Annotated in this window: 14 protein-coding genes; all 14 read right to left on the bottom strand. The window is 62.4% G+C overall.

The features are described from left to right. A partial coding sequence (locus OXH56_06700) for a hypothetical protein (GenBank protein MCY3554998.1) occupies positions 1–298 on the bottom strand: 298 nt, incomplete at its 3' end. Positions 299–486: 188 nt separating this feature from the next. After that, entirely contained in the window at positions 487–687 is a 201-nt protein-coding gene (locus OXH56_06695) for a hypothetical protein (protein MCY3554997.1), read from the bottom strand. A 277-nt stretch (positions 688–964) separates the two neighbouring features. After that, positions 965–1,219: a hypothetical protein gene (locus OXH56_06690; GenBank protein MCY3554996.1), complete on the bottom strand. Its 255-nt coding sequence runs from the start codon at positions 1,217–1,219 to the stop codon at positions 965–967. Between the two features lie 446 nt (positions 1,220–1,665). Further along, positions 1,666–2,883, bottom strand: a complete 1,218-nt coding sequence (locus tag OXH56_06685; GenBank protein ID MCY3554995.1) for a hypothetical protein — start codon at positions 2,881–2,883, stop codon at positions 1,666–1,668. Between the two features lie 31 nt (positions 2,884–2,914). Next, on the bottom strand, positions 2,915–3,532 hold the full coding sequence (locus tag OXH56_06680; GenBank protein ID MCY3554994.1) for a DUF2612 domain-containing protein: 618 nt from the start codon (positions 3,530–3,532) through the stop codon (positions 2,915–2,917). Positions 3,533–3,539: 7 nt separating this feature from the next. After that, entirely contained in the window at positions 3,540–4,694 is a 1,155-nt protein-coding gene (locus OXH56_06675; GenBank protein MCY3554993.1) for a baseplate J/gp47 family protein, read from the bottom strand. Next, positions 4,694–5,062, bottom strand: coding sequence for a hypothetical protein (locus OXH56_06670; GenBank protein MCY3554992.1), 369 nt, complete (start codon positions 5,060–5,062; stop codon positions 4,694–4,696). Before OXH56_06670 ends, OXH56_06675 begins: the two co-directional genes overlap by 1 nt. A 1-nt stretch (position 5,063) precedes the next feature. Continuing rightward, positions 5,064–5,282: a hypothetical protein gene (locus OXH56_06665; protein MCY3554991.1), complete on the bottom strand. Its 219-nt coding sequence runs from the start codon at positions 5,280–5,282 to the stop codon at positions 5,064–5,066. A gap of 2 nt (positions 5,283–5,284) precedes the next feature. Beyond that, entirely contained in the window at positions 5,285–6,013 is a 729-nt protein-coding gene (locus OXH56_06660; protein ID MCY3554990.1) for a Gp138 family membrane-puncturing spike protein, read from the bottom strand. Between the two features lie 14 nt (positions 6,014–6,027). Next, on the bottom strand, positions 6,028–6,930 hold the full coding sequence (locus OXH56_06655; protein MCY3554989.1) for a hypothetical protein: 903 nt from the start codon (positions 6,928–6,930) through the stop codon (positions 6,028–6,030). A gap of 76 nt (positions 6,931–7,006) precedes the next feature. After that, complete coding sequence (locus OXH56_06650) at positions 7,007–7,315, bottom strand: hypothetical protein (protein MCY3554988.1); 309 nt, start codon at positions 7,313–7,315, stop codon at positions 7,007–7,009. 79 nt (positions 7,316–7,394) lie between these two features. Then, a complete protein-coding gene (locus OXH56_06645) occupies positions 7,395–8,078 on the bottom strand; it encodes a hypothetical protein (GenBank protein ID MCY3554987.1) in 684 nt (227 codons plus the stop codon). A 4-nt stretch (positions 8,079–8,082) separates the two neighbouring features. Continuing rightward, the gene (locus OXH56_06640; protein MCY3554986.1) at positions 8,083–10,398 is read right to left on the bottom strand and encodes a phage tail tape measure protein; all 2,316 of its coding nucleotides are present in this window, start codon (positions 10,396–10,398) and stop codon (positions 8,083–8,085) included. A 50-nt stretch (positions 10,399–10,448) separates the two neighbouring features. Further along, positions 10,449–10,697: hypothetical protein (locus OXH56_06635; protein MCY3554985.1), on the bottom strand; the 249-nt coding region annotated here is incomplete at its 5' end.

Genomic DNA, 10,697 nt, shown 5'->3' with positions numbered 1-10,697 from the left:
GGTCACCCTTCTCGCCCTGGTCACCCTTCTCGCCCTGGTCACCCTTCTCGCCCTTCGGGCCCTGAGCGCCGTCGGTACCATCAGCACCTGCCGGCCCTGCCGGACCTGTCGAACCCTGGGGACCTGCTGGACCCGCCGGACCTGCGGCGCCAGCTGCGCCTGTCGGTCCAGCCGGCCCCGTCTTGCCTTCGCAACCCAATATCGACAGCGCGAAAGCCAATACAGCAATTATGAGGTAGTGCATTATTTTCTCCTCGTAAGATGAAGTAAAGATCAACTTGCCGGTGCTGCTAAGCATTTACCATAGGCCCTCCACGAGGTTGGATAAACCTTGCGTAAGTGAATGAATCAAAAGCACATACGATACAATTTAATGGACTGTTCCAGTGCTTATCAGACATTACTATACATTCCCGCAAGCAATCCGTCAACAAAAAAACACAATTAATACACAATTAATACACAATTAATGTATAGTAAATACACTTAACGCTCTGTCAGTCCGCTTTCCCGAAGCACGGCGCGGCACTCGGGACAGGTAACCTCGTCCGGATCTGCGGTCAACTCGTCCACAGTGGCCAGGGTCATGCAGACGGTGGGCACCTGTATCTTCTCGCCCCGGTCATCCATCTTGCCGGCCAGCTGTTCCAGGATGTCCATTCGTTCGGGGTGCATGTAGTGTTTCATGAACACTCACCTGCTCCAACTCGACGAGGCAGTCTTCCAGGGCGTTCTGCGCAGCCTCGTCCCTGCGGTGCTTCCAGTCTGCCCGGGCAACGGTCCAGCTGTGCGCCGCGCAGGCGTCGACGATGGCGTGCACCTTGTGGATGATCAGGCGCGGCGGGCTGAAATACCGCTGTGGGTTGTAAGGGAAAGCCGCGTAAACGAAGGCAGCGTTGGCTCCGGCCGAGGCTGCAAGCCGTCCGGACAACCTGCGGCGCCGGGAACACTGGTCGCAACTATCCTACCAGCGCTGCCCCAGGCAGACGGCAAACAGGCAGTCGCAGCAATCCTTCCAGACGGCGGCAACGTGACGTCTGCCCGCGAGGCGGTCCTGATAGAGTTGTTTTACGATAACCAGGCAGGAGGGAAGTGGATCGACGTTGGCCATCGGGCCGTCGGTCGAGAGGAGCCAATCTGCGAATCGGTCCCATTGAAGTGGAGCCAGATTCTTGACCAGGCCGGTGACGCGTTTTAGCAAGATAGACCGGTAGGACATGCGTTTCCTTTCTACCACGTGGACGTCAGTATGTCCACACGGATGGCTTATCCATCGCCCATCAGGCCTCCTCCCGCTCAATGTGATTGCGATTGTTCCGGCCACAGGTCACTCACTGCAAGCGTAAGCCCACGAAGTGGGGTGGTGCCGGGTCGTATCAACAAACACGCAATCGTAAAGCGGGTATGCCCTGCCTATTCGCCGAAGCCCCGAGGAGCGACCCCGGGGCCTTAAGTTCGGCTCTGTTATTCAGCAGGCGGCCCGACTCATTGACCGCGTGTTTGTTGATGGCGTCTATGATAACCGGGGAGGCAGGGAGTGCACAAGGAAAAACGTGCTGCTAAACGCCTGTGGAGCGTCGGTGCAGAGCTAATGTCGTTGCGGTGATTGTCCATCGTGCCTGCATTGACACGTCCGTAACGTTTAGGTCAATCAGGCCGTGATGTTTATATACCGTATACTTCTACTGTAGTTCCAGCCCGCTCAGTACCAGACACTCTCGTTATTGCGCCGTCGGACGAAATAGTAATTAAAGTCTCACTGACTGTCCGAAACGCAGCGATTTCTGTTGTCTCACCGTCATCCAGCAGATCTGTGGATATTAGTGTACTTATTGCCCTCTTCGAATTGATATTTACACTTTCTACAATTTTGATTTGCAGAAAGTCATACGCCTTCCACGTTGTCCCGGCAATATTGAAATTCGCGAATCCGGGATGAGAGCTCATAGACGTGCTACTTCCTATTTTCACTGCGGATAACTGCACAGCTGCCTTCAGTCCCGCCGGCGTCACGGCCCTGGACGTGTCCGTTCCCGTCGTGGCCTCCGAAGTCGTCGCCAGCTCCACCAGACCCCGCACCGTCTCGGACGCGTTAGGCGTCGCCTCCTTCAAGCCCCTGGGCGTTACCGCTCGTGCCGTATCGGTCCCCGCCTTAGCTTCGGCGTTGGTCGCCAGCTCGACCAGGCCCCGTACCGTCGCGGATGCGTTGACGAGCATCTGACCCAGCGTCTGTCCCGTCACAACCCTGTCGGCGTTAGTGCCCTGTATCTCCGCCAGGGTTCCAATGCGCACCAGGCCGTAACCAGCCGTGTCGGCCCGCCACCGCGCATTCACGGAGGCCTTGAACAGGGCGCCCAGGAGCGCTGCCGGCGTCACGGCCTTGGTGGTTAGAGATCCCGCCTCCACCTCGTCGTCGCTCGCCAGCGCCACTGATGCCGATCCCCCGGCGGGTCCCTGGGGGCCTGTGGGTCCCCGGGGGCCTCTTGGACCGGCAGGACCCGTTGCCCCGGTGGCGGAAAAGAGCGTCCAATACCCGGTACGGCTCGCGGTCTGGGCCGGATTGCGCGAAGGGAGAGACCCGCCGCTCGACTGCAGAGATGCATACAGTTGGTTGTCCGATCCAAATACCAGAGCGGGATGTTCGTATGCCTGGTCCGTGTGCCACTCGGCGACACCGTGCATGAAGATGTCCGTGATGGCCGCGGTAATGATATAGATGAGTTGGTTGAACGTCTCACGCTTAGGGAACGCGTCCACAGAAAACGCAGCCGGCCATCCGTCGACCAGGTTGAACGCTCTCTCCGCGGCGGCCTCAGCGATTGCCTCCCGGTCTCCGGTTTCTGCTGCTTTCTTTACGAGTAATCCACCAGGATCACGTGCCATTATTCTACTCTCCTTCCATTCGGAATCATCCTTAGGGGTCGGACCGCATGAACTCGACAGCTACGCCCGCGGGCCTGGGTATGAGCAGGTGGAACAGGTCATCCGAAACCAGGCGGTACAGCGTGTTGTCCTCGGCGGAGACGACCAGTTGCACCGCGGAAGTGCCGTCGGAGATGGCGGAGGATTCGTCCACGTAACCGCCGCCATCTGGGAACAGCAATTCCAGGATGGCCTCTATGGTCTCCCTGTCGGCGCCGCCGCGCAGTCTCCGCGCGCGGGCCTTAAGGATGGGACGGAAGACCTCATCGCTTAACGGGGCCACCTGGTTGATCGCTGGAAGATCATCATAGTACTCTTCCTGGTTGAAAGGGTTTCCTCCCTCGGGGTCAGTGCCTTCATAGCCCAGGTACTCCCCCGTAGATACTATGGGGCGTTGTATACCGAGGCGGTGGCCCATCCAGTCCAGGAGCGGTCCGGACGATTCCTCGGGGTTTCCGCCGCGGTCCAGACGCTCGAGGACCTCGGATACCTGGGCTTCTTCGATGCCGATCGCGCCGGTTATAAGGGCCCGGAGCCTGGCAGCGTCTTCGTACTGTGGAAGAAGCAGTTCGATCCTCGAGGCCAGATCGATATGAGGGGCGTCATTCATGGCACGTCTAGGTGGTTACCAGCGTAAGCGTCACATCTCCGGAAGCCAGGGTGAACAGTTCGTCGAGCTGCGGCGCCCGGAGCGCGCTTCCGTCCGCGAGGGCCACAGCCGTCGCGGTGATCTCGTGCCCGGGTACGCTGAGCAGGGGCGTGAGCAGCCTGCGTTCATCGACGGCCTGGCCGATTTCGAACCCGTCCAGGTACTCGAGCAGGTTGGTCCTCATCTGCTCGACTCCCGTTGACGGAAATTCGTCGAAGATCCTGAAGGAGACCGTTACGGCCAGCGGCACGCGCCGTACGCGCCGGAACCGTATGGTCTGCGTCTCCCCGGGTGATATTTCCACGTTCTCGGCGACGTTGCCGGCTGTGGCGATCCCGACCGGCTTGACGGCGGCTATGGCTGCAGCTATGTCGCTTGCGGCACCGCCGTCCGTCACCGTCATCACCGACCTCGCCGCGATCTGGATCCCCTGCACGGTGATGGCCGCGGCCGTGGTGTTGTCTCGCGTGATGCACTGGGTGACGCCGGACACGGCCAGGACCCGGGCCCTGATGGCATCGAGGCTGCCCCTGGCATGGACCGCCACCTCTCCGCGGTACCGCTCGCGGTATTCCGAATCGCTTTCCACGGCCCGCCCGGGCATAGCAGCCGCCGCATTGGTCGCCGAGGTCCATCCGGGAATGACGTCGACGATTTCGGTCAGCTGGCCGGCTTCGGCCTGTATGTGTCCTACCTCCTCCGACCTGAAGAGCTGGTCCACGGATCCGTCACTCGGGATCACGGCATCGGCAGTGGACACGAAGACGGCGTTCTCCATAGTCCTGACGCGGCTTCCCGCGGGGACGATCGTGCCGCTGGTACCGGCGAGCGTCACGGTAACACTGGACCGCTCGCCAGGGATCCGCTCGATGCCGAACAGGGCGCCTATGTCATCGAGCTGACGGCCCGCGGCCGTGTCCGGAGACAGGCCGTTGGCCACGTACACGCCCAGCTCGTCGGTTTCGGCGAAGACGAGGGCCAGGATTCCGATGAGCTGCCCCTGGGGCGTTTCCGAATCCAGGTTGATGGTGGATCCAAAGGTGTCCCTGAACAGCTGCTCGAGCAGCTCCACGTACCCCGTCAGGTCGCGGGGGGCTATGCCAGCATTGTTGATCGTTGCCATTACTCGTTTACTCCCACTGTGACGTCGCCCGCGGCCGTATGGACCGTGGCGCTGTAGCTCATCTTGCGCGCCTGCGTATCCAACTCGATCTGCACGCCCGAGACGGACTCCACGCCGTCGACGGCGCGGATCGCGTCGGTCAGGATGTTGGCCACGGCGCCGACGATGGCGGGCCGCACGAAGACGTCGGTCAGATAGGAAACGCCTGCGTGCCTGTTCAGGTACCATTCGCCCGCGCCGAACCTGAGCGCCTCGAGCACCCGCTGCCTTATGTCCTCGAGCCCTTCGACCACGGCCAGGTTACCCCGCTCGTCGAGGTGCAGGTCCTGCGCCGGAGCATTTGAAAAAGCGGAAAGGGTCCTTGCCATTTCAGGAAATGCTCCCCCCAGCCAGTGGCCCGCCGCTGGACGGGCACGTGCCTGTTACCAGGGCGTTGTCCGCGATTTCGTCCAGGATCTCTTCGACGATGATGTCTATGGCCGTCTGCCTGGTGGCTGTGGCCACGTCGTTCTGCCCCTCCTGTACGGGGAAGGAGGAGTCGAGCCTGGTGATGATCGCGTTCCTGCAGCGTGTCTTGTTCAGCGGCATGATTATTCCCCTTTCGTCTTCTTGGTGACGTCGGATCCCGGCGTCAACGGGGACAGTATGGTCGGGATGGCCGTCGGTCCCATGGGCGTCTGGTGTATGTGCCTGTTGAACTGGTCGCGGACGAACGTCTTGGTGGCCAGCTCGTCGCCGCTTTCGCCCCCCAGGTGAACCTTGTCGGCCGAGGCCACGTTGATGGTCACGTTGCCGTCCTCACGGACCAGTACTTCGGTATTGCCCGCATGGATCTCCACTCCGTCATCCCGAAGCCTGACCGATTTGGATCCGTCCTCGGTCTGCCAGGCGGACGCGTCCGTGTCGGCCGGCGTTATCTGCAGGGCCCCAAAGCCGGGGATAGCCACAGCGTCGGACTGGTCATGGAACCGGCCCATGGCCGGCGTAGCCAGCTCGAAGGTTTTCTTGAAGGCGGACAGTCCTCTTTCCGAGAACATGAGCCATACGGGATCCCCTTCGGCCAGGGGGAACGTGAATGTGAACCCGCCGCCGGACGGAAACACCACCGGGACGTTGACCAGGGGGGCCTTCTCCACCTCCTTCCCGTCGGTGCGAACCTGCCTCAGGGCGAACCGCACCTTCGCCCGCCGCGTCGCTGCATCGTAGGTCTCCACGATACCGGGCAGGCACGTGTGGAGGCCCTTGCGCCACTGGGACAGGACGAACCTGAAGACGGATGTGATGTTGTCCCAGGTGATTTCGTTGTTCAGGCTGCTCACGGACGTCTGTCTCCTCAGGCCACGGGCCTCAGCTCCGCCACCGTGTTGAACGGACCCTCGCGGTTGTCACCCTGGTGGACCAGGGCCACGACCTTGTACGCCTGGTTACCGCGCTCGTCGTCCTCTAGTATCACCGAATCGATGCGCACGCGGGTGTCTATCTTGAGCCTTGGATCCAGGAGGGTGTCCAGGCGTATGCCCTTGTCGGTGACCGTCGGCGTGCCGATCATCCCGGTGCGCTCGTTTACCTGGACGCCCTGGGGGCGATCGTCGGCCGACGATCCGATGCGGGTGACGCCGATGACGCCGTCGGTTTCGTAGTAGGTCAGGCCGTAGGGCTTCACGATGTACTCAAGGAGCACCCGCGTCTCTTCGTTGTAGGTGAAATCCGTCTCCGTCGCGTCCTCCGGGATCAGATCGAGGGGCCCTACGTCGAACCCCATGGATTTCACGGCGTCCGCAAAAATCGTTCGCACGGACGTCTCGCCGGCGTAGGTCTTGTTGAATACGGCCCTGGCCTGCCGCACGGCCATCCCTCCTATCAGGACGCGCGTAATCCTGTCGAGCTCATGGCGCACGCGCTCCACACGTCGCACGTCGCCATCGAATATTTGCGCCATCTCGCCGTCGTAGCCGGCGCGGATCTTCACCCGCTCGCCCCGGGTCCTTATGCGCTCCTCCGACTGGGGCGTGAGGTTGTAGACGTCCACGAAGCCGTCCGCGGGCGCTCCGCCCACCTCGCGGCGGATTCTGAACCGGATGTACAGATCCCTGATGACGACCTCGCCCGGGATCCGGACGTCGGGCAGTACGCCGGGGTCCTCTTCAAATCCGAAAGCATTCACGGCCGCGGGGCCGGCGCTGAACTCCTCGCCGCCGATCTCCACCTCCAGCTCGCGCAGATATCTCTTAGCCATTTCTAATGATCCCTACCCATTAAAATGGTCCCTGGCCTTCAAATCTTGTCCCGGGACAAGATTTCACCTGCCACCTTCAGGTGATTTCGCCTTCCGCGAGGTATATCAGCCTGTGCGTAGTGGTCCACGCCTTCGGCCCCATGTCCCCGGCGCCCTCGACGATGAGATCTCCGGTGAAGTCGGCGACGATCAGCGCCCTGATGGGATATCCCATGGGCACCAGGCGCACGCTTGCGATGATCGGCGTACGGTCCAGTCTCAGAATAGACAAGTACCAGTGCTCGTCCAGCGGCTGGTACCATGCCGTCATGCGCACGTTCTGCCCATCGAGGATCGTCCGGAACGTCTGCCGGGGTGCATTGCTGAGCGGTATCACCTGCGCCATGTGGCATTGCCACCTTTCTAAGAAACCATCACCTGAAGGTGGTCATGCCACCCCCGATGGAAGAAACCATCAAAGATGGTTAGAATCCTATCCTTCTCCTGAGCACGCCGGCGCGATCGCTGGCGTCGCGCGCGAATTCACGGACCGGCTCGGGTACTGGCACGGTCCTGGCCGCGAGATCTCCGTAGTCCCGCAGCGACGCCCGCAGGGCCGCCGGACCGTCTTCAACCACGTTGTCGATGTTTATGCGGCTCAGCTCCGTATCGGTGAACAGCACCTCGGCCAGGTCGATCGTGAACCGGAGCGACCGGTGGCCCGTCGTCACGTCCACCGGCGCCACGGCCCGGACGATGAGCATGTTCCTGTAGGTCCGGAGCGCAGTCACGACGGTTATCGGGGTGCGGTTTTCCATCAGCTGGATGATCTCGCCCCAGGTGTCCGCCGGCCGGTCCACCGAGTTGGTCCTCGCCCTGGACGACACGATGTTCGAGATGATGCCGGTCAGGCCGCTATCGCCCAGGGTCCGCTCGTTGCCTCTGGCCGGCAGGAGGTCGGACACCCAACCCTGCAGGCGCAGGTGCTCGCGGCGCTTGACGGCGTTGTCGGTCAGCTCGTTGCCGGATTCGACGGGGTGTTCGGTCGTGGCCAGGTCGAGGCGGTGCTCCTCCACGGGGTAGGCGTCGACCCGGTGCTCGAGGAGGGGAATCATCGTCCGGGCCTGGCGGAATAGCGCGAACGAGGGATCGGCGATCAAGTTGGGCATGGGCCTACTCCCTCACGTTGCCGTCGAAGTCTTCCACGAGGTTGTTGAACATGTTGCCCAGGCTGTCGTCGAGGGCCGCCTTGATGGTCTCCGGATCTCCGTCGGGCGTTTGTATCACCACCGCGCCCCGATCGACTGTGACGTGCAGGTGGCGGTCGCCGCCGCCTGCGGCCGCCGTGGCCGATACGGGAGCGGGTCCTGCCGGCAGCACGGGCGGCGCTGCGGGCATGGGATTCTGCAGGGATCTCATCAGCTGCTCGGACCATCGAAATGGATCATCCATCAGGCCGGGCGGCAGTGCGGGCCCGTACGGCTCCGGCGCCGCGCTTGGCGCCGCGGGCAACGCCCCCTCCTCCTGGAGGCGCTGGCGGTGGTATGGCGACAGCGATTCCGGATCGCCGGGGCGCGTCGCGCCGGATAACCCCATCAGCCAGTCGTGAAGCGTGCCGGGATGCTCGTAGTCCGGAGGCAGCTGCGGGCCTTCGGGCCCGCCGCGCAGACGCTGCTCGTAGCGGCGGATGGAAGGGAAGAGCAGACCGAACCAGTCGGTTTCCATGACCAGGGTTTTGAGATAGTCGAAGATATCTGCAAAGCCCCGCTTGAAGAACTCGGCCAGGATGCCCCACATCGGGGCCTGGACGATGATATCCGCCCATTTCGTTACCATTTCGCCGAAGGCCTTGTTGCCCTCGAAGCTCATCCTGGCATACCCTTCGGCCAGTTCGTCCCACGGATCCTCTCCGATCTGGACGTTCATGGTGAAATCCATGAACTCCCCGGTCCACCTGTCGGTGATCGACTTGAACCAGGCATCCACGTCGGCCGCGGCACCATCGAGGGCGGGTCCCAGGCCGGACAGCTCGTGCTTCAGTCCAGCGAAGATCTCCCCGGCCATGCCTTCGTTCTTGCCGGCCAGCAGATCGCCGAGCCAGGTTCCTTCGAGCTTCTTGCTGATATCGTCCCAGTTGTACCAGATGCCCAGCAGGGCGCCGCCTATGAGCGCCGCGGCGGCCCACAACTTGGCGCCCAGGACGATCGTCAGCAGGCCTATGAGGGGTTTGAGCACCAGCCCCACGCCCTTGATGAGCGGCAGGAATCCGCCCAGGAGGATGGACAGACCCTTGAACAGGCCGCCGAGGCCGAGGAGGACCGGACCCATGGCCAGGCCCGTGGTGATCCACCGCTTCGTCTCGTCGTCCAGCGCCATGAACGCCTCGATGACGCTTCGAATGCGCGTCACGTATCCGATCAGGATTTCGTTCAGCCCGGCGTCGCCCAGGGCGATGACGGCCGTATCCATCGACGAGCGCATGGCGGCCAGCGCTCCGGAGAAACCCTTGTTCATGATGACGGCCTGGCTGACGACCTGACCGGCCGACTCCTCCGTCGCGTCGGCCATCAGCCTGCCCGCGGTGCCGATGTTCTCCATGAGCCCCAGGATGATCGGCGCCGCCTCCGAGCCGAAGGCCCGCGAGATCTCCATGATGCCCGCGCCCCGCTCCTTGAACAGCTCGAGCAGCCCCAGGAAGTCGCCTTGCCCCTTGATGAATTTCAGTTCCCCGATCGAGATATCGAGCTCTTTCAGTGCGTCTATGGCATCCTCTGGCAGCTTTTCTAAATCGCCCAGCTTGATCATAAACTGCCGGAGGCCCGTCTCCGCCCGCTCAGGCTGTATGTTGATCGCGTTGAGCATGGCGAAGGCGGCGATCATCTCCTCGACGTCGTAGCCGGCGACCCGGGCCGTGGGCCCTATCCTGCTGACACCGTTGAGCAACTGGTCGAAGGTGGTGTTGGCGTTGACGGCTGTCCACGCCATGCGATCGAAGACGGCGCCCATGTCCTCGACGGTGAGGCCGAAGGCGCTCATGAGCTTGACACCCCGCCCCGCGGCGTCGGCCACGTCCAGTTCGGTGGCGGCCACCAGGTCCATGATCTTGGGCGTTAAGCTCATGACCTCGTTTACGGTCAGGCCCGCCTTGCCCAGCTCCCGCTGGGCGTTGATCACGTCCTCGACGTTGATGGTGGTATACCGCGCGTTGTTGCCGATCTCGATTGCCTGCGCCTTGAGGAGCGCCAGCTGCTCGTTGGTGGGCTGCAGGTCCCGCTCGAGGCGGTTGATGCTTTTCGAAAAATCGTCCAGCGGCCGGGCGGCACCGACCAGCGCCCCTGTGATCACTCCCCCCGCGATTGAGAACCCTCGGGACATGCCATCGAGCTTCTGGCGCACCTGACCTATACGGCGCTCGAGCGCGCGCAACGCCGCTCGGTCCGTACGGAACAGGAAACGAGTTACAAAAGTGTCGATGACGGTCTCAGCCATTAGGAATGGTTCCTACCATTAGGAATGGTTCCTACCATTAGGAATGGTTCCTACCCCCTTCGGGGGCTATTGTTTCTAGGCTTCATCGCCTCGTAGCGGCGCCGATCGTTCTCGGCCCGCACGAGGAGGCCCTCGTTGAGGTCCGCGACCTCGTCGAGGGAAAGTCGGTCTCGGATGTCCACGTACCCGCACAGGCCGGCCATGACAGGCGCGGCCAGGTACGGGTCTAGGCCTTTGGTGTTGTCCGGGGTGGACGGGAGGCCGGTTTGAGCACGCGGGATATCGGAGCGAGGATCGGG

It is taken from the genome of Gemmatimonadota bacterium (assembly GCA_026702745.1).
Lineage (GTDB): Bacteria > JAAXHH01 > JAAXHH01 > JAAXHH01 > JAAXHH01 > JAAXHH01.
Note: the sequence above shows the minus strand (reverse complement) of the source record. Positions and strands in the feature narration are given on the sequence as shown.